Origin of the sequence: Rossellomorea sp. LjRoot5, assembly GCF_964253455.1 — a bacterium.
GTDB lineage: Bacteria > Bacillota > Bacilli > Bacillales > Bacillaceae_B > Rossellomorea.
The window spans coordinates 1,896,367-1,914,928 of record NZ_CAXUQN020000001.1; the positions used below are offsets into that span (position 1 = coordinate 1,896,367).

General features: G+C 42.2%; 17 protein-coding genes and 1 other RNA gene. 14 read left to right on the top strand and 4 right to left on the bottom strand.

Translation table 11 applies throughout. From position 1 onward, the window contains the following. Positions 1-33 precede the first annotated feature (33 nt). Complete coding sequence (locus ACSQ2E_RS09720; protein WP_435990339.1) at positions 34-2,796, bottom strand: transglycosylase domain-containing protein; 2,763 nt, start codon at positions 2,794-2,796, stop codon at positions 34-36. 103 nt (positions 2,797-2,899) lie between these two features. After that, entirely contained in the window at positions 2,900-3,508 is a 609-nt protein-coding gene (gene recU / locus ACSQ2E_RS09725; protein WP_435990340.1) for a Holliday junction resolvase RecU, read from the bottom strand. Positions 3,509-3,622: 114 nt separating this feature from the next. Here recU and ACSQ2E_RS09730 point away from each other — a divergent pair, with 114 nt between their 5' ends. From ACSQ2E_RS09730 to ACSQ2E_RS09740, 3 genes are all read left to right on the top strand, one after another. Further along, on the top strand, positions 3,623-4,660 hold the full coding sequence (locus ACSQ2E_RS09730; protein WP_435990341.1) for a DUF2515 family protein: 1,038 nt from the start codon (positions 3,623-3,625) through the stop codon (positions 4,658-4,660). A gap of 451 nt (positions 4,661-5,111) precedes the next feature. Beyond that, positions 5,112-5,366, top strand: coding sequence for a hypothetical protein (locus tag ACSQ2E_RS09735; protein WP_435990342.1), 255 nt, complete (start codon positions 5,112-5,114; stop codon positions 5,364-5,366). Positions 5,367-5,436: 70 nt separating this feature from the next. Then, positions 5,437-5,793: a YppE family protein gene (locus ACSQ2E_RS09740; protein ID WP_435990343.1), complete on the top strand. Its 357-nt coding sequence runs from the start codon at positions 5,437-5,439 to the stop codon at positions 5,791-5,793. A 25-nt stretch (positions 5,794-5,818) separates the two neighbouring features. Here ACSQ2E_RS09740 and yppF read toward each other — a convergent pair whose 3' ends face one another. Then, positions 5,819-6,001: a YppF family protein gene (yppF, locus tag ACSQ2E_RS09745; RefSeq protein WP_261750555.1), complete on the bottom strand. Its 183-nt coding sequence runs from the start codon at positions 5,999-6,001 to the stop codon at positions 5,819-5,821. Between the two features lie 212 nt (positions 6,002-6,213). On the opposite strand from yppF, the gene ACSQ2E_RS09750 reads away from it, so the two are divergent. Further along, on the top strand, positions 6,214-6,711 hold the full coding sequence (locus ACSQ2E_RS09750) for a YppG family protein (protein WP_435990344.1): 498 nt from the start codon (positions 6,214-6,216) through the stop codon (positions 6,709-6,711). A 38-nt stretch (positions 6,712-6,749) separates the two neighbouring features. Here the strand turns inward: ACSQ2E_RS09750 and ACSQ2E_RS09755 are convergent, their stop codons facing one another. After that, on the bottom strand, positions 6,750-7,199 hold the full coding sequence (locus tag ACSQ2E_RS09755) for an Hsp20/alpha crystallin family protein (protein WP_435990345.1): 450 nt from the start codon (positions 7,197-7,199) through the stop codon (positions 6,750-6,752). Between the two features lie 213 nt (positions 7,200-7,412). Between ACSQ2E_RS09755 and ACSQ2E_RS09760 the strand changes: the two genes are divergently transcribed. The 10 genes from ACSQ2E_RS09760 to ACSQ2E_RS09805 all read left to right on the top strand — a co-directional run bounded on the left by ACSQ2E_RS09760 (position 7,413) and on the right by ACSQ2E_RS09805 (position 18,551). Beyond that, positions 7,413-9,677, top strand: a complete 2,265-nt coding sequence (locus ACSQ2E_RS09760; protein ID WP_435990346.1) for a DEAD/DEAH box helicase — start codon at positions 7,413-7,415, stop codon at positions 9,675-9,677. Between the two features lie 22 nt (positions 9,678-9,699). Beyond that, entirely contained in the window at positions 9,700-10,983 is a 1,284-nt protein-coding gene (locus ACSQ2E_RS09765) for a ribonuclease H-like domain-containing protein (RefSeq protein WP_435990347.1), read from the top strand. Between the two features lie 361 nt (positions 10,984-11,344). Continuing rightward, positions 11,345-11,614: a CotD family spore coat protein gene (locus tag ACSQ2E_RS09770; protein WP_435994487.1), complete on the top strand. Its 270-nt coding sequence runs from the start codon at positions 11,345-11,347 to the stop codon at positions 11,612-11,614. A gap of 240 nt (positions 11,615-11,854) precedes the next feature. Beyond that, positions 11,855-12,412, top strand: coding sequence for a DUF1273 domain-containing protein (locus tag ACSQ2E_RS09775; RefSeq protein WP_435990348.1), 558 nt, complete (start codon positions 11,855-11,857; stop codon positions 12,410-12,412). Between the two features lie 118 nt (positions 12,413-12,530). Then, positions 12,531-12,842 carry a cell division regulator GpsB gene (gene gpsB / locus ACSQ2E_RS09780; protein ID WP_034758475.1) on the top strand — a complete coding sequence of 104 codons (312 nt, stop codon included), beginning with the start codon at positions 12,531-12,533 and terminating at the stop codon, positions 12,840-12,842. A 60-nt stretch (positions 12,843-12,902) separates the two neighbouring features. Beyond that, positions 12,903-13,287: RNase P RNA component class B (gene rnpB, locus ACSQ2E_RS09785), an RNA gene on the top strand. 152 nt (positions 13,288-13,439) lie between these two features. Further along, a complete protein-coding gene (locus tag ACSQ2E_RS09790; protein WP_435990349.1) occupies positions 13,440-14,576 on the top strand; it encodes a THUMP domain-containing class I SAM-dependent RNA methyltransferase in 1,137 nt (378 codons plus the stop codon). A 96-nt stretch (positions 14,577-14,672) separates the two neighbouring features. Beyond that, positions 14,673-14,846, top strand: coding sequence for a hypothetical protein (locus ACSQ2E_RS09795; RefSeq protein ID WP_435990350.1), 174 nt, complete (start codon positions 14,673-14,675; stop codon positions 14,844-14,846). Positions 14,847-15,025: 179 nt separating this feature from the next. After that, entirely contained in the window at positions 15,026-16,951 is a 1,926-nt protein-coding gene (locus ACSQ2E_RS09800; RefSeq protein ID WP_435990351.1) for an ATP-dependent DNA helicase, read from the top strand. Positions 16,952-17,036: 85 nt separating this feature from the next. Then, positions 17,037-18,551 carry a carboxypeptidase M32 gene (locus tag ACSQ2E_RS09805; RefSeq protein ID WP_435990352.1) on the top strand — a complete coding sequence of 505 codons (1,515 nt, stop codon included), beginning with the start codon at positions 17,037-17,039 and terminating at the stop codon, positions 18,549-18,551. The last annotated feature ends 11 nt before the right edge of the window (positions 18,552-18,562 follow it).

Below are 18,562 nucleotides of genomic sequence, written 5' to 3' on the forward strand. Positions count from 1 at the left end.
AGGCAACGAGAGAATTCTCTCGTTGCCTTATTTTTATTCTTGATCTCTTCTAGGTTCTGATTGAGTAGCTGGTGTACCAGTGCCATCCCCGGTTCCGGTTCCTGCCCCGGTATCATCTCCGGTTCCGGTTCCGCCAGTGCCATCTCCGGTCGTTCCACCATCACCGGTTCCAGCGTCACCGCCATCGCCTGTTCCTCCGTCTCCGGTCCCGTCTCCTTCAGGAGGAGGAGTGGTGCCATCCTCGTCACCTGTAGTACCGCCATCGTTGCCGGAGTTATCATCATTTCCGTTTCCTTGACCGTTTCCGTTCCCTTGGTCATTTCCTGTCCCTTGGTCATTTCCTGTCCCTTGATCATTTTCGTTTCCTTGACCATTGTCATTGTTGCCTTCATTGTCTTCTTCAGGTTTTCCTTCATCCTTTTTATCCGTTTTTACTTCTACGTTTACGGATGCAGGGTTACTTCGTTGATCACCTGAAATGGCTACAACTTCAAAGCTGAAGGTCCCTTCGGATTGAATGTTTTCGACATTTAATCCTTTTTTATCTGTAGTCGTCAAGACTTGATTCGCTTCCCCATTGATGGATACGGAAACCTCAAACTGAACGTCTTTCTTCTTCCCGTAATCCCATGCAAGGGTGATCGTTTTATCCTTCTTATTAAACTTACCTTTCAGTTTAGAAGGAGCATCGATTTTATCGAATTCCTTGGAAACCTTGGAAGGTTCCGTTCCCTTAACGAACAGCTCTGTGATGATTTTATCATCAGGCGTATATTCGCTTGGCAGTCTCGCAGGATCGCTTCCCAATTCCACTTTTGATTCTACTACGCTGTCAGGCTTTTTAAAGTCAGCTGTATCGACACCATCATGAACATAGCTCATCAAATCACTTACGATATACTGAGCGACATGTCGATCGGTAGGTGAAAGCGGAATGGATTGAGTCTTGTACCCGGTCCAGACGGCTGCCGTGTAATTTGTTGTATAGCCTACGAACCATGAATCAGGTGCTCCCGATTTAGCGATTCCATATTTATCACGCTCTTCTTGGGAATAATTGGTTGTACCGGATTTGCCTGCCATCGGTAATCCGGGGACTTTAGCGAATTTACCCGTACCTTGAGGGTGATCGATGACGCTTTTCAGCATATCGGAGATCATATAAGCCGTGTATTCCTTCATCGCCGGTTCCGGTTTATTTTTATTCTTAATTTCTGTTTCACCGTCACGGAGGACGACTTTCGTTACAGTGTGAGGCTTATTATAAACCCCTTCATTACCGAATGCAGCATACGCGCCAGCCATTTGTACGGAGTTTACACCAGGTGAAACCCCTCCAATGGAGGCAGATTCATAGTAATGATCGAACTTCAGTCCCAGTCCATTGACGAAATCGGCTGCTTTCTCAGCACCAACTGCCTGGAAGGCTTTTAAAGCTGTTATATTCCTGGAATCCCACAATCCTTCACGGATGGTGATCGGTCCTTTGAATTGACCGTCGTAGTTGTTGATTTCCGTTCCGTTTGAATATTCATAAGGCTCATCTTTTAAAATATGGTAGGTTGACCATTTTAGATGTTCGATGGCAGGAGCGTAATCAAGCAATGGCTTGATGGTCGATCCCGGCTGACGTTTTGAGTCGATGGCATAGTTAAAGCCACGCTTGACTTCGGGATCTTGTTCTCTTCCGCCCCCAATAGCCCTGATTTCACCGGTTTTCGTATCCATGAGGGTTACACCGGCCTGCATCGGCTCTTCGGCATTTTCCGGATAGCTGAAACTCGTGTTTTCACCTGCCAGGATTTCTTCCAGTCGTTTCTGTGCATCCGGGTCGACAGTAGTATAGACTTTTAACCCGTCAGAGAATAAATTGTAATCTCCCATTTTCTGAACTTCATCTATCACAGCATCCACAAACGCAGGATACTTATTTCCATTTTTCTTTTCCACATCTTCAGCCGATACGAGCCCTTTTGTAATCGGGACGGCTTGAGCGGCTTTCTTTTCTTTTTCCGTAATTTTACCGTGCTGAGCCATTAATGACAAAACGATATTACGTCTCTTTTCTGCACTCTCAGGGTGCTTAAGAGGGTTATAATTATTCGGACTTTGAGGAAGTCCCGCAATCAAAGCTGCTTCGTGCAGTTTGATATCCTTGATGTCTTTCCCGTAATAATGATCAGCAGCTGTCGCCATACCATTAATGCCGTCGGACATATATACCTTATTGAAGTACATTTCAAAGATTTCTTCTTTTGTATATTCCTGCTCCAGTTTCAAAGCAAGCCATGCTTCCTGTGCTTTTCTCTTTAAGGTTTTCTCAGGGCTTAAAAAAGAACCCTTGATGACCTGCTGTGTGATTGTAGAAGCACCTTCTGAACCGAATCCCCCGGTTACATTGGCAATGATTGCTCCGCCCAAACGGATCAGATCGATCCCGTTATGCTTATAGAATCGGTTATCCTCCGTAGCAATGACAGCGTCCTGCATGACCTGAGGGATGTCATCGAAGTTTGCGTACTCCCGTTTTTCTTTTCCTACAGTTGTGATCAGGTCTCCGTTCATATCATAAATTTCAGATGCAATCGGATCCTTCAGTAACTTTTCATCCAGTTTTGGTGCGCTTGATGCGTAATAGGCAAATAAACCTGCACCTGCGAGCATCCCGATGATCCCGATAATAAATAATGATATAATGACGCGCTTAACCATAGAGCCTTTTTTCTTGCCCTTAGGTGATTTGGACTTCTGTTGGGCCAGGCGTTTTTCTTCCCTTGACTTATATTGACCAGCCATATTGTTTCCTCACTTTCAATCTTCTGTGTTTTTAGTATTGTCTAAGATTCAAAATATACTACTCATAATGAGATAAAATATAGATTAACTCATTTTTCTTAAACTAAAAATATAACTGATGGACTATTTTTAAATAATCGACCCTTGGATGGAGTCCCAATGGAATGGAAAACCCTTTCTCTTCCATTTCCTCCCGCTTGATTGATTTTCTTCCGCCGCCTGCCATGCGGTCCCAGTATACACGCAGTGCTTCATAGGGGAGGAGGAATACCTCTTCTGAGACGGAGAACCTTATAAGTACAAAAGTGATGCCGTCCTGCTTATGGACTGTTTCCATGTGAAGAATCTGGTGTTCATGAAAATTTTGAAGGGGAAAAGATGTCTTATTTTTCGTTTCCTTCGCTTCAAAATCAATGTATCTTCCTTTATAAACCCCGTTATAGTCTGTCGTTGACGGCTGCTTAAAGTACGCTTCCTTAATGACAGCGGCACTCCTTGAAGGATAGTGAACATCCACAATTTGAACAGGTGTGGGTTTTTTATGAATCACCGCTTTTTGAAACGTCAAATAATATTGATTTGTTTCATTGATATCTTCTTCCAGTGTCATCCCTCTGTTGCTATATGATATTTGTTTCGGTTTTCCTTTTGGTTTTTTTGAGGGTAATGTCGCTTCCACATATTTCTTACCATTGGGATAATGGAATTTCATGGTAATTCACCTCGCAGACTAATCTATATCATAACAGAAACCACTCCATTTTGTGTGAATAATTGTTTACAAATCTCCTCATTCTAGACTAGAAGGGAAGGAGGGATAAAAAGGATGAAAAAATTCAGCAATACTTATCGCTTTATACCCTATATACCTGAACTTAAACGTAGAAATGATTGGATACAATGTGTAAATCAACTTGTGAATCGATACAATCAGGATAATATATCGCGCACGAAAGCTTATCAGGCATTTTTTCTCCTTCATCCTGAGATCAAATGGTCGTTCCTGGCCTCTATGGTATCGAGGAATGCAGGATGGAATATGACCGATTTGAAGGGGGAGATCTTCCAGGGCCTTTTGAGCCGCAAGACTTGCGATATTCTATTTGAGACCTATGAAAGAGCGAATTGGAGCATCTTTCAGGATGCTTTCCCGCAACTCCTTCTCTATCATTATTCGACGTTATATGAGAAAAAAATGTTTCATTTCTTTAAAGATTTTCATATTTCACATTTTATGGAAGACGAATGGAACCGCTTCTGGGAGGAAAGGGATGAAAGGCGATTGGTGCAGTCACTCATCATAAACGAACAGCACCTCATCCAGGGACCTGTCATCGAACATGATCTTTATAAGAGAAGGGTATTTGGCACGTCGCTCTTCTTTATTGAAGATCACCTGCATTTCAGTTCCGTGCTTTTCCCGACTTTATCTGGAGATCTTTATGGGGCAAGTGTACAGGGTTTCAGAAAAGTTGAAAATAGAATCAAATTGGGCAACATCTTATTTGAACTCTTGTTTCATCCTGATTACCATTGTTTTTTTCTTGAGTTTGCTTTAAGAGTCGAGCATACAGGTTCCAGGACGGATTACGAGAAATACTGCCGTGGAGTACCTGATACGAATACACCTGTTCTTAAAAAGGCATACGGAGAGATAACCCATAATTGGGCTCATCACAAAGACTGGTCCGTGGGCAAAATCATGGATGGAAACTGGTATAAAAAACAGGACCTCCCGGACGATGTGATCATGACAAAGTGGTTTTTCCATAAGCAACAGCAGCTTAAGAAAATGGCAGTTGCCAAAAAGTTTTTCAAGGGGATATGGCCAAGTCGAAAGAAAAAGAAGATGCGGACATTTTGAGTAACCGCATCTTCAAAGCCGCCTCCGCTTTATTAGTAGTCCAGCTCCGGCGGCTAGACCCTCGAGGTCATAAGTCAAACCATCCAAAAACGCAAAGGGCGCCTTTCCGGATGGTTCGTCTTATGCTTGTCGGGTCTGACCAAGCCGCCTCCGCTTTCTTATGTTGAAGGTCTATTTTCGCCTTCTAGTTTAGGGTTGCCTTTGGATGCTTTGGTTTCGGCTGGTTGTTGTTTGGTTTGTTTGTTTTTAGGATTTTTCATTGAGTAACACCTCCACTCCTAGTATTTTGAGTTTTGGTACCTTTTATTCAAGAGCTGTCGAAACTTCATTTTCTATATGTCCTTTTTGCACTTTCTTTGGCGAAACGCTTCTAGTTTTGTCAGAGGGGAAGGGAAAGGAAAAGGGGCGGAGAATTACTGTATTAATCCAAAAAAAAGGTGGGAGGATTCACATGCTTCCAAAACAAGATATTATGTTAAAGTTAGCTGAAATTGAAGAAAGCCTCAATCAGTTGGAACAGAGCCTGCATGACCGAATCTCAGTCGAAGAGCATGAAGGATTGAGTACCTTATCCGATCAGATACAGAAAATGGACAATCAATTAAGTTCAATGGAGAGAAAAACCGGTTCTAAAACGGTTCTTATGAAGAATAGAGAAAAGTCCTATGTCTTACAAAAACTTGAATTATCCTTTAAGACGTCTTAAACTGATTTTATAAGAAAGTAGCATGGTGCTACTTTTATTTTTTGTCTAGATTTTTCATGGAGGGCTTTTTTTGAAAGAATTGAAACAAGTAACGGAAGAGCTTCTCGTGCTGGTCGAGAAGATGATGATTGAATATAAAAGCAGACGCGAGTCAGGTGAAAAAGGGGACTTTTATACTGAAGTGAAGCCGTTTGCGGATGAAGTGAAAGAAAAGAATGACCGATGGAAGGACCTGTCCCTGAATTGGATCAAAGAAACTAAGCCGAAGCACATCCATTTCCCTCAGATTCTCAATACTTTCGATAATATAGAAATGTTATCGGTCCATTGCTTTTTTCCTGAATCCAGTTACAACCGGTTTATCAGTCATTATCAATCTGTTTCGTACGTTCTCGGGACAGAGCTCGATGAACTTAATGAAAAATAAGAGGCTGCCCTTGGCAGCCTCTTTCTTATGGAGTTGAAATAGCATTTTCTTCTATTGTATTGATCTCTTTCGCTAACCCTTTGTAGTGATGAAAGGAGATTTCATTTGAAATATAAAGTTTTTTGGCCAGTGTAAGAAGTTCTTGTTGGTCGGTTGCTTGATACTGTTTACTGCTTTCATATCTTTTCAGCAATTCGTTAAGGTTCATCTTGATTCCTCCCAATACACATATTTCATATGAATGATAATAGCTCTCTATCTACCCTCATCCTATCATAGAAAACCCTTTCTTTAAGTTGTAAGAATAGTGTAACTTCCGACATTTTTCTTAAGGGTTGTCGAAAGATCTTTATGGGTTCTTTCACCATTTTTCCGAATGTACATAAAGTATAGTAACCACTAAAAGTAGGGGGGCTAAGTATGAATTCTTCACCTTTTTCGAGACAGATGCGATATCAGCCATACCCATATCACCATTCGCAGCATCAGAATATGGGTATGATGGTGAACTATCCTGTTCAAGGAATGAGACCACCGAATTATGGACCTTATCAACCCAATTATTTACCACAGCCGGATGGACCTTATACAGGTGCCGCGAGTCAGATAAATCAATATCAGCAGATGAATCAGCCTCAGAAGATGAATCCATATTTTGAAAATCCTCTTCAGCACAAAGAGTATAATCCATATCAAATGAAAGCGATGGAACAGCAGTCATATGCGAATCCCTACCCGAAAGCATCTTTTATGGCGAAACCTTCTTCAGGTGGGGTAAGTGGCATCATGAACTCCTTTAAGTCGCAGGACGGATCGTTGGACTTCAACAAAATGATGAATACGACTGGACAAATGATGGGTGCCATCAATCAAGTTTCTTCTCTTGTAAAAGGCTTAGGCGGGATATTTAAATTCTAGACAAAAACGGAGCTGCACTCCCGCAGCTCCTTTTTCATTTACTCAATTTGTATTCGCTTCCCTGATTCCTTGTTCGCTTTTACTGATAATAAACCATCTTTATAAGAAGCTTTCACATTCTTTTCGTTAACGGTTCTTGGAAAGGATACCGTCCTGCTGCTTTTTCTCATGGATTGCTTCCTTCTGATTGTCTGGTGATTTTCATTTTCTTCTGAATATATTTCTTTATGGGTCACAGAGATCGTGATGTACTGAGGAAACACATCGAGTTGTATTTGCTCTCTGTTTACACCGGGAAGTTCCGCAGTGACGAGGTAATGATCGTCAGTTTCACTCAATTCAACGGGGAATGAGCCAAATGGGTTGACAGAAGATGTGAAGAATTCATCGATACTTTGTAACATGCCTTTCATCGGTCTTTCATGAAAGAATTCATTCATGGAATGCATCAGGTCACCAAAACCGCCTTTATTTGAATCCTTGGACATGGGTATGCTCCTTTCACGCAAACGTATTCATACTAGTTTATGGCCCACTCAAGAAAATGTGCATTTGTCCTATGCAACCTTTGGAAAAAAAAGAGAGAGTATTCCTTCCCTCGAGCTCATTCACTTTTTGAGAAAGGATGAATATGGAAAGGTGGTTTTTTTACTTTAGTTTCGAACATAGATTCGGTAAAATAAGTAGGAGAGGTGATAGACATGTTCAAGAAAAATAACCTTCAGCAGTTGATAGAATTTTTTAAGAAAGATCCGGATTTCAATAAACAGATTGTTCATTGGCATACCATTGATGAAAAACCTGCCCAATTGGTAGACTTGCCACTTGAAATAGATGAAAGAATTAAAGAAGCGTTGCATAAGAGAGGGATGGAAAAACTTTATACCCATCAACGTTCAGCCTTTAGGCTTGCAATGGAAGGGAAAAGCTTCACAGCCGTCACACCAACCGCTTCTGGTAAGACGCTTTGCTATAATCTTCCGGTGCTTCAAACCATTCTGGATAATCCGGATTCCCGGGCCTTATACATTTTCCCTACGAAGGCACTTGCACAGGACCAGAAGAGTGAGCTGAACGAAATCATCGCAGAGGCCGAGGTTTCCATCAATAGCTATACATATGACGGGGACACGTCTGCAAATATCCGTCAAAAGGTGAGGAAAGCGGGGCATATCGTCATCACAAATCCTGATATGCTGCATTCGGCCATCCTTCCTCATCATACGAAATGGGTGTCTTTGTTCGAGAACCTGAAATACGTCATTATCGATGAACTTCATATATATAGAGGGGTGTTTGGCTCCCATGTCAGCAATGTGATCAGAAGATTGAAACGCATTTGTGAATTTTATGGAGCTTCACCCGTATTCATTTGCACATCTGCAACGATCGCCAACCCAAAAGAACTGGCAGAGCAATTAACAGGAACGGAAATGAATTTAATCGATAATAACGGGGCGCCAAGTGCAAAGAAACACTTCGTATTCTACAATCCACCCATCGTCAATAAACCCCTCAATATCCGTCGGAGTGCGACTCTGGAGGTGAGGAGGATCGCTGGTGAACTATTGAAAAATAAAGTGCAAACCATCATATTCGCGAGAAGTAGGGTCCGGGTGGAAATCATTCTTACGTACTTACAAGAATTGGTGAAAAGTCAATTAGGTGCGAAATCCATCAGAGGTTATCGGGGAGGGTACCTTCCCACCCAGCGAAGAGAAATTGAAAAAGGCTTGAGGCAGGGTGATATATATGGGGTTGTCAGTACAAATGCCCTTGAATTGGGTGTCGACATCGGCCAATTGCAAGTATGTATCATGACGGGATATCCCGGCACGATCGCAAGTGCCTGGCAGCAGGCAGGAAGGGCGGGGAGAAGACATGGTGAGTCCTTGGTCATCATGGTGGCGAGCTCCAGTCCACTGGATCAATTCATCATCGAACACCCGGATTATTTCTTTGAGCAGACTCCTGAAACCGCGCGGATCAATCCTGATAATTTAATCATTCTCATTGATCATATCAAGTGTGCTGCTTATGAGTTGCCTTTCAGGGAAGGGGAACAATTTGGCAGACATGAAATGGAAGATATACTGGAATTTCTCGTAGAAGAGCGGGTCGTTCATAAAAATGGTGACAAGTGGTATTGGATGAACGATGTTTTCCCTGCACATAACATCAGCCTTCGATCGGCGTCACAGGAAAATGTTATCATCATTGATCAAACCGATATTTCATCCGTGAAGGTAATTGGGGAAATGGACCGTTTTTCGGCCATGACATTATTGCATGATGAAGCGATTTATTTACATCAAGGTGTTCAGTTTCAGGTTGAAAAGCTCGACTGGGAAGAAAAGAAGGCGTTTGTACGGGAGGTCGATGTCGATTATTTTACGGATGCCAACCTGGCTGTACAATTAAGGGTGCTTGAAACCGACAAAATGAGAGAATCAGACATGTTCGATGTGGCATACGGGGATGTAACCGTTCAAGCGATGGCCACGATATTCAAAAAAATAAAATTCGACACCCATGAAAATATCGGTTCAGGTCCGATTCATCTTCCAGAAGAAGAGCTCCATACGAGTTCGAGCTGGATATCGTTAAAAGACGCAGCCTCTTTCAGTCAGGAACGACTTGAAGAGGGGCTTATCGGGGTTTCCCAAAGCCTGAAATCGATCATCCCTTTGTTTGTCATGTGCGACCCAAGCGACATTTTCGTTGTGCCACAAATCAAGGCCGCCCACAATGAACTGCCCACCATCTTCATTTACGACCGGTATCCGGGCGGAATCGGGCTAAGTGAAAAAGTATATGAACAGATAGAGAAGATTCTCCTTGAGTCATCTTCCATGATAGAACGATGCCCATGTCAAAGCGGCTGTCCTTCCTGCATCGGGATGGAGCATTCCATGGATACGGCCAAATTCGATTCATTGAAACTTCTTCGTCAATTCCTTCAATGAAAAATGGAAGGGGGGAACCGATATGTCAGTGAAAAATAAATTAGCTAGAATGAAAAAACATATTATCCGGGAAGAAGACGGGGAGCCTGCAGCACAAACGGAAGACCATTCATCAGATTTGCCCTTTTGGGAACTATGGAAAGAAAATGGAACAACTGCGTATTATATTGATGATGATTTCTGCCTGGTTAAGGAAAAGCGCTATCCCATTCATCACCAACATGGGGATTACACGTTTAAAGATTTTATAAAAGCCGTAAATGCCTGGCAGGGGTTTACAGGGGACCATCCCCTATCTTCTAAAGGGCTTCACCCTGAAGATATGTTTTTTTTCGATACGGAAACGACCGGACTTGGTGGGGGAGTAGGAAATACCATCTTCCTATTGGGACATGGAAGGGTGACTGATAAAGAAGTGATCGTGACACAGCACTTCCTGCCTCAGCCGGGAAGTGAAATCCCTTTATATCACAGCTTCTTGAGCAATGTAGATTATAATACGCTTGTAACGTACAATGGGAAGGCATTTGATTGGCCTCAGGTTAAGACAAGGCATACCCTTATTAAAGATCATGTACCCAACCTGCCTGCATTCGGGCATTTCGACCTTTACCACGGTTCCAGAAGACTCTTTAAGCATAAATTGGACTCCGTCAAGCTCATGAACGTCGAACGGAATATCCTTGGGTTTAACAGAGTCGATGATGTGCCCGGGTACCTTGCTCCGATGATCTATTTCGATTATATCGAGCGTAAAGATCCTGAAGGTATCTTCAAGGTCATGACCCATAACGAACTGGATATCTTATCCCTCATCACCCTATATACTCACCTGACGTTCCAGCTATTGAACGTTCATGACAAGGCGACCGGGCATGAACGATTCGAAGTCGGAAGATGGCTCGAATATACGGGTAACAGGAAAATAGCCAAGGAACGCTACGAGGAAATCATTAAAGAGAATGAAGACCCAAACTTTAAGGCAGTCCATCAGCTTGCCCTTCAATATAAAAAAGAAAAACAGGAAAAGAAGGCGATTGAGTTGTGGGAAGGCATTTATGAAAACGCACCTGTTACCATACGGAAAGTTGTTCTGTTGGAATTGGCCAAATTGTATGAGCATAAAACGAAGGATTTAAAACGGGCTCTGGAGATGTGCCATCGACTTTTGGACTTGACTGATAATACAGGGGGAACCAAAACTAAGGACCTCACAATAATAGGGAATCTGAATCATCGCAAGGCTCGGATAGAGGATAAAATAGACAAAAATATAGGTTATGTATCCCGGAAGAGCAAACAGTAATATTTTTAGCGTGAAAGTGGTTCCATCTCCTTATTTTTATATTGAGAATTTTCTAAAGTAGATGTAAAATAATTAATTGTGTTGAAAATTTTTATTGAAAAAAGGAATGATGAAAATGAACCGTGCCATCTTAATTTTGTTCTTTGTGGTCATTGGTTTAACAGCCTATGTTTTTACCAATTATTCACAAAGTTTATATAGCTTAATGTAAGTCTTCCGAAATAACTTCCTAAAAATAGGTATTTTCATTAGTACATGTACCCTCTCCTCTTCATAGGCTATTAATGTAGCAACCAAGAGATGAAAGGAGAGCGTTACGATGTATTGTAGACCAAGACCTAATCAAGTGCTTCCTGCAGTTATGCACCCGACGAAATGTTGTGTGAATCACAACATGACTACTTATGAGGTGCCTCATATTCACCCGACACACACAACCAATGTGAATAATGTTATGTATCAACATAAACATTATTTCCCTCACACTCAATCACAAGTAGACAGTGTGTCCCACCAACAGTTTAATTGTGGTGGCGGACCAGGAGGACCTCAAGGACCAGGAGGCCCTGTCGGCCCGGGATTCGGCCCTCGTCCAAGACCGCCATTCGGACCTTACGGAATGGGAAGATAATAGAATTAATGATGTCAGAGGGATGCCTCTAAAAGACTGGATTCAGTGATGTAGATCACTTTTCTAAGGAGAACACAGTCTTTATGCAGTCATCTCCTCTTTTTCATGCTGAGAGATCGCAACATGGATATTTCCCCATCTCAGAAATCCGTTAAATATGATACAATAGATTGAGAAGGTTTGGGGTACACTAGTAAAGAGAACCAAAGGTGCCCAAAGTTTATTAAAGGGGTTTTCCATGTGGGGAATGTTGCATGCATTGCTGGATATAAATCCTTTGAATTAGGAATTTTCAAGCAGGATGACAAAGCGGTTTATTACATAAAGCAAGCATTAAAGAAAGAATTGGTATCACTCCTGGATGAAGGATTGGAATGGGTACTCATCAGCGGGCAGCTTGGCGTAGAGTTGTGGGGAGCGGAAGTTGTGTTTGAACTTCAGGAAGACTACACTGATCTTAAACTTGCCGTGCTAACCCCTTTTATTTCTCAGGAGGAAAACTGGAACGAACAGAATAAGGAATACTATGAACTGATTCTTTCTCAAGCCGATTTTGTCGAAACCATCTCGAAAGATCCTTATAAGAGTCCTCAGCAGTTTCGCAACAAGAATCAATTATTTTTACACAAAAGCCATTCATGTGTGATTCTATATGATGAGGAAAAAGAAGGTTCGCCTAAATATTTCTATGAAGAAGCGAAAAAAAAGAAACAGTCCGACCCATCTTTTGATCTCAGGGCTATCAGCTTCCATGATTTACAGTGGATCGTTGAGGAAGAACAATGGAAGACAGACTGAAGAATCATGACTTAATCCGGCTTTTCATGGGAAACAGAATCACTGAAGGATGAAATACGATTGACAAATGGATGGTTATTTGAAAAAATAATAGTGATAAATATAGAGGTGAATAAGAATGATCTCAGATAAAGTGAAGTTAACGGCAAAGGATATTCTCGAGAAAGAGTTCAAAAGTGGTATGCGAGGGTATAAGCCGGAAGATGTGGATAAATTTTTAGATTTGATTATTAAAGACTATGAAACCTTTCATCAAGAGATAGAAGACCTACAGCAGGAAAACCTGCGACTGAAAAAGCAGGCAGAGGGTGCTCTGAAGCAACAGCGCTCAGCGGCTCCGCCTCAACAGACCGGAACCACGAATTTCGATATTTTAAAGCGTTTATCGAATTTAGAGAAACACGTTTTTGGTAACAAATTATACGACTGATATTTCCAGTTGAATTATTGGGGGGATTATCGTATAATTAGGTATTGCTGATCCTTAATGGTGTTTGGGTAATCGCTGCAACGATTCGTTGTAGAGGAAAGTCCATGCTCGCACGGTGCTGAGATGCACGTAGTGTTCGTGCCTAGCCAATTCATAAGCTAGGGCAGTCCAACCCGGGCTGACGGCAGGGAAAACACCTACGTCCTTTACGGATATGGTGTGACTACTTTGAAAGTGCCACAGTGACGAAGTCCTGTTAGAAATGGCAGGAGTGGAACGAGGTAAACCCCGCGAGCGAGAAACCCAAATTTGGTAGGGGAATCCTCTCGAAGGAATTGAACGAAGAGAGGGACAAAGGAATTTCCTTTGTAGATAGATGATTACCACCCGAGTACGAGACGAATAGTCGCCTGCAGTACAACGGAACAAAACATGGCTTACAGAACACTATTACGGGATAAGAGCAATATGGATTAAATAATGCAAGTGACTGATACATGCAGGTAATACACTGCTCTTTTGTATCAGTCCTTTTTATTTTACAGGAAACAGGACCATACTAGTGATAGTTGCATATTTATGAACGGGGTGACAAATATGAGTACATACACATTGATCGCAACGGCAGCGATGGGCTTAGAATCCATTGTTGCCAAAGAAGTGAAGGAATTGGGGTACGAATGTCAGGTCGATAATGGAAAGGTCATCTTCGAGGGAGATGAAACGGCCATTGCACGTGCCAATATGTGGTTGAGGACCGCTGATAGAATTAAAATCCTTGTTGGTGATTTCAAGGCTTATTCCTTTGATGAACTATTTGAAAATACAAAGAAGCTTCCTTGGGAGGAATTTCTCCCTGTAGACGCAGAGTTCCCTGTGCAGGGGAAATCTGTTAAATCAAAACTATACAGTGTTCCGGACTGTCAAGCTATCGTGAAAAAAGCAATTGTAGAACGGCTTCGTACTGCTTACAAGCGAACGTCATGGCTGGACGAAACCGGCCCTCTTTTCAAGATTGAGGTGGCCATTCACAAAGATGTGGCGAGCATCACCCTTGATACAAGTGGTCAAGGTCTCCATAAACGTGGATATAGAATCGGACAAGGTGAAGCGCCTTTAAAGGAGACGCTAGCTGCTGCCCTTATTCAATTAACGACCTGGAATCCTGACCGTCCCTTTGTGGATCCATTCTGCGGGTCCGGGACCATTGCCATCGAAGCTGCGCTGATCGGGCAAAATATCGCTCCCGGATTCAATCGAGAATTTCTGTCAGAGGAGTGGCCGTTGATGCCTGCCGACGTGTGGGAGAAAACACGTTTGGAAGCCGAGGGTTTGGCTAACTATGATCAGCCTCTTGAAATACTCGGTACGGACATCGATCATCGAATGATTGAAATTTCCAAAGAGAATGCTTTAGAAGCAGGACTTGGAGACCTGGTGAAATTCAAGCAAATGCAAGTCCGGGATTTCACTTCGGAATTAGAGTACGGCATCATCGTCGGGAATCCTCCATACGGAGAACGTCTGGGTGAACGTAAAGAAGTAGAGAAGATGTATCAAGAAATGGGAAGAGCCTTTGAAAAACTGGATACCTGGTCTGTATACATGCTGACTTCCCATGAAAACTTTGAACAATGCTACGGGAAACAAGCCACAAAAAAACGAAAATTGTTCAATGGATTCATCCGGACAGACTATTATCAATTCTTCGGGCCACGCCCCCCAAGAAAGTGATATTATAGGATTGTTGGAAAAAGATGATGAAGTTCAGAATAACCCTCTCACTTCCTGCGTATAATAGTTCTATCATTTTTAGAGGAGTGAAAGAGGATGGACCATTCTTTCATCGATTTCCACAAAATCTATCAGGCCTTACAAAACTCTATTTCTTCTATTTCAGGTGAAGAAGCGGAGGCCTTACCACTGGACCTCCATGAAGCATCAAAAAACCTGGATCAGGCATTTCAATATGAATTATTGAAAAAAAAGAGAATATACGGCTGAGTGCACTCTCGAAAAGCTAGGGACATCCATACAACTGGTAGACTCACCCTTTGTATGGAGAGTCCCTTTTCTTTTGGGTGTAGATCATATTGAGCTCATGAGGTAAAATATCCATTATCCTTATTCATTAAAAAAGAATTCTAGTAAAGTAGAAATTTTGTGTCGTGCAGGAGGTCCATATGAGAAGAAAATTACCATTTGAACTAACCAAGGAGCAATCCTTTTATGAAGCATTATCCGATTGGGTCGGGGATGTTTTTTATGATGTATTGCCAGATAAGGGATTTGATTTGCGGGATGAACAGGTTTTTATGGCCTTTCAACTTAATCAGGCATACAAGAATAAGCAGGTCATGTTTGCCGAAGCAGGTGTTGGCACGGGGAAAACCCTTGTGTATCTGTTATATGCCCTTTCCTATGCAAGGTATACGGGAAAGCCTGCCATCATCGCTTGTGCAGATGAAACCCTAATCGAGCAGATCGTCAAAAAAGAAGGGGATATAGAGAAGCTTGAGAAAGCCCTGGATCTGGATATCGATGTCCGCCTGGCAAAATCGAGGGAGCAATATCTTTGTATCAAGAAATTAGAAGAAAATGCTTCTCAAAATGATGTCTATCAGGATATGTGGGAAGAATTGCCGGGCTTCGTCCATGACAATTCCTCCATGAGAAGCTTCAGTCATTACGGGGATCGGAAAGAATATGCCGGCTTGTCAGATGAAGAGTGGAATTCTGTAGGCTGGGATTCCCTTCAGGACTGCATGTCCTGTGCTTATCGTCATCGCTGCGGACTGACGCTTCATCGTGAGCATTACCGGAATGCGGCTGACTTGATCATCTGTTCTCATGACTTCTATATGGAACATATCTGGACGAAAGACAGCAGAAAGCGGGAAGGTCAGCTGCCGCTCCTTCCGGAAGCAAGCTCAGTCGTCTTTGACGAAGGGCACCTATTGGAATTTGCCTCACAGAAAGCGATGACCTACCGGATGAGGATGGAGACACTTGAAGGACTGTTAGAAAAGCTGTCTTCATCTGATATGAGGGAGGAGACTCTTTATATCATTGAAGATATCATGGTCGACAACGAAAAGTGGTTCGAGCTTCTTGAGAAAGAATCCAAAGGGGAATCTGGATCCGATAGGCAGTACATCCTTCGTTCAGAAGCGATCTTGAAGCAGGCCAGGTCTCTTACGGTAAAAATCGAGAACCTGCTGAATGAACTTGTTTTTGAAAGCGAAATGTACGTAATGGATGATTATTTGTTAAAAGTGGTGGAGGAATACCTGGAGCAGATTCAGTATTCATTAAAACTGTTTTTAGATGATGAAAAAGGAATCTACTGGCTGGAAACATCAGAGGAAGAACATACCTTTGTGGTAATGCCGAGATTAGTAGAGGAAATCTTAAAAGAACACGTTTTCAGTCAAAATATCCCATTTATCTTTTCTTCTGCAACCCTTTCCTATAATGGTGACTTTTCTTATGTGTCACGATCACTGGGAATTGAAAAATATGAAAAATTTTCAGTGGAATCCCCTTATGAATATGAGGATATGATGAAAGCACATATTCCCCCTTTGGATTCCGGTGTTCATTCGAAAAATCAATATATTTGGGATAAATTACAGAATAATCAAGGAAGATCATTGATTCTTTTTACCTCCAAGGATGAGATGAACGCCTTTAGGTCGTATCAGATTCAACAGGCGGATCAAAACTGGAGTGTCATCTATGAAGGTGACCGTGAGATCAGTGATACGGTAGAACAGTTCCAGCAGGAAACGTCTACGGTCCTTTGTTCCTATCATCTATGGGAAGGATTGGACGTGCCAGGCGAGTCCCTTTCACAAGTGATCATTTATTCCCTTCCATTCCCGCCGAAAGACCCCGTCTTTGATGCGAAACGAAAGCATGCCACCCATTCCGTGGAAGAAGTGGATCTTCCTTACATGATCCTTCGCTTGAGACAAGGAATCGGACGTCTGATTCGGACAAGTGAAGACAAGGGGAGCATCCACGTGCTGTTGAATGATGACGAAACCTCATATAGAGAATTGGCAGAGTCCGTCCTGCCCGTTGGAATCGAAGTGTTGAACGCATAAAAGAGTGAACTGAAACCGCCTGAATGGGCGGTTTTTTCGTAATATGATAAAATAGATTGAATGTTAAAAAAAGGGGGCTTTTTGAATGAAAGAATCAGTATTAGAGACAAAAGATCAATTTCATGAATATGTGAAAAAAATGTCTGCCTACAACGAAGCGCTTGGTTTGATGTTCTGGGATTTGCGTACCGGCGCTCCAAAAAACGGGGCAGAACAACGGTCAGAAGTGATAGGGATGCTTTCATCTGAGCTGTTCGAGATGTCCACTTCCAATGAAATGGCAGCTTACTTAGCGAAACTATCTCCAAAGATGGATCAATTGGATTCTATGACACAAAAATTAATAGAAGAGTGTCAAAAAGAGTATGATCGAAATAAAAAGATTCCCGCTTCTGAATACAGGGAATACGTGGTATTACAGTCGAAAGCGGAAGGTAAATGGGAAGAAGCGAAAGAAAAAGCGGATTTTGATATGTTCAAGCCTTATTTAGAAAAGCTTGTGGCACTCACAAAACGCTTCATTGATTACTGGGGATACGAAGATAATAAATACGATACATTATTGGATATGTATGAGCCGGGTGTGACGGTAGATGTATTGGATAAGGTATTTGGGGATCTTCGTGATCAAATCGTCCCACTTGTACATAAAATTTCTAAATCGGAAAATAAACCAAAAACCGATTTCCTTTTTGAACACTTTCCAAAGGAACGTCAAAAGGATTTCAGTTTGAAAATCCTTGAACAAATGGGGTATGATTTCAATTCAGGAAGACTGGATGAAACGGTTCACCCGTTTGCGATTGGTTTGAACCCTGGCGATGTAAGGGTAACAACTAAATATGACGAAAAGGATTGGAGAACAGCCGTCTTCGGAACGATCCACGAGGGGGGACATGCCCTGTATGAACAAAACATTTCAAAGGATTTGATGGGCACACCCCTCTGCACGGGAACATCCATGGGAATCCATGAGTCTCAATCCCTGTTTTATGAAAATTTTGTAGGGAGGGACCATTCTTTCTGGAAGCAAAATTATTCGTTATTGAAGGATTACTCAAAGGGACAGTTTGATTCTGTTGGATTGGATGACTTTTACAGAGCGATCAATGAATCGAAGCCTTCACTGATCCGGATCGAGGCAGATGAATTAACATATGCCCTGCATATCATCATCCGTTATGAAATTGAAAAAGGATTGTTCAATGATGAGATTGAGGTGAAAGATCTCCCTGAAATCTGGAATCAGAAATATGAAGAATACTTAGGTATCCGCCCTTCCCATAATGGAGAAGGTGTCCTCCAGGATGTCCATTGGGCCGGTGGAAGCTTTGGTTACTTTCCGTCATACGCGCTCGGTTATATGTATGCTGCACAGTTAAAGCGTGCGATGTTAGTAGATATTCCTCATTATGAAGAGCTCCTGGAAAAAGGGGATCTTGCTCCCGTGAGAGAATGGTTGACTGAGCATGTTCATCAATGGGGCAAGATGAAAAAACCGCTTGAAATCATCAGGGAAGTGACCGGAGAAGGGCTTAATGCCCAATACTTGGCCGATTATTTAACGGAGAAGTATTCAAAGGTATATTCCTTAAATTAAACACTGGAGGC

Bases quoted from the DNA above. Each gene is read 5' to 3' on its own strand.
- ACSQ2E_RS09720 (WP_435990339.1), bottom strand. From the start codon at position 2,796: ATGGCTGGTCAATATAAGTCAAGGGAAGAAAAACGCCTGGCCCAACAG.
- recU (WP_435990340.1), bottom strand. From the start codon at position 3,508: ATGAAATTCCATTATCCCAATGGTAAGAAATATGTGGAAGCGACATTA.
- ACSQ2E_RS09730 (WP_435990341.1), top strand. From the start codon at position 3,623: ATGAAAAAATTCAGCAATACTTATCGCTTTATACCCTATATACCTGAA.
- ACSQ2E_RS09735 (WP_435990342.1), top strand. From the start codon at position 5,112: ATGCTTCCAAAACAAGATATTATGTTAAAGTTAGCTGAAATTGAAGAA.
- yppF (WP_261750555.1), bottom strand. From the start codon at position 6,001: ATGAACCTTAACGAATTGCTGAAAAGATATGAAAGCAGTAAACAGTAT.
- ACSQ2E_RS09750 (WP_435990344.1), top strand. From the start codon at position 6,214: ATGAATTCTTCACCTTTTTCGAGACAGATGCGATATCAGCCATACCCA.
- ACSQ2E_RS09755 (WP_435990345.1), bottom strand. From the start codon at position 7,199: ATGTCCAAGGATTCAAATAAAGGCGGTTTTGGTGACCTGATGCATTCC.
- ACSQ2E_RS09760 (WP_435990346.1), top strand. From the start codon at position 7,413: ATGTTCAAGAAAAATAACCTTCAGCAGTTGATAGAATTTTTTAAGAAA.
- ACSQ2E_RS09765 (WP_435990347.1), top strand. From the start codon at position 9,700: ATGTCAGTGAAAAATAAATTAGCTAGAATGAAAAAACATATTATCCGG.
- ACSQ2E_RS09770 (WP_435994487.1), top strand. From the start codon at position 11,345: ATGCACCCGACGAAATGTTGTGTGAATCACAACATGACTACTTATGAG.
- gpsB (WP_034758475.1), top strand. From the start codon at position 12,531: ATGATCTCAGATAAAGTGAAGTTAACGGCAAAGGATATTCTCGAGAAA.
- ACSQ2E_RS09790 (WP_435990349.1), top strand. From the start codon at position 13,440: ATGAGTACATACACATTGATCGCAACGGCAGCGATGGGCTTAGAATCC.
- ACSQ2E_RS09795 (WP_435990350.1), top strand. From the start codon at position 14,673: ATGGACCATTCTTTCATCGATTTCCACAAAATCTATCAGGCCTTACAA.
- ACSQ2E_RS09800 (WP_435990351.1), top strand. From the start codon at position 15,026: ATGAGAAGAAAATTACCATTTGAACTAACCAAGGAGCAATCCTTTTAT.
- ACSQ2E_RS09805 (WP_435990352.1), top strand. From the start codon at position 17,037: ATGAAAGAATCAGTATTAGAGACAAAAGATCAATTTCATGAATATGTG.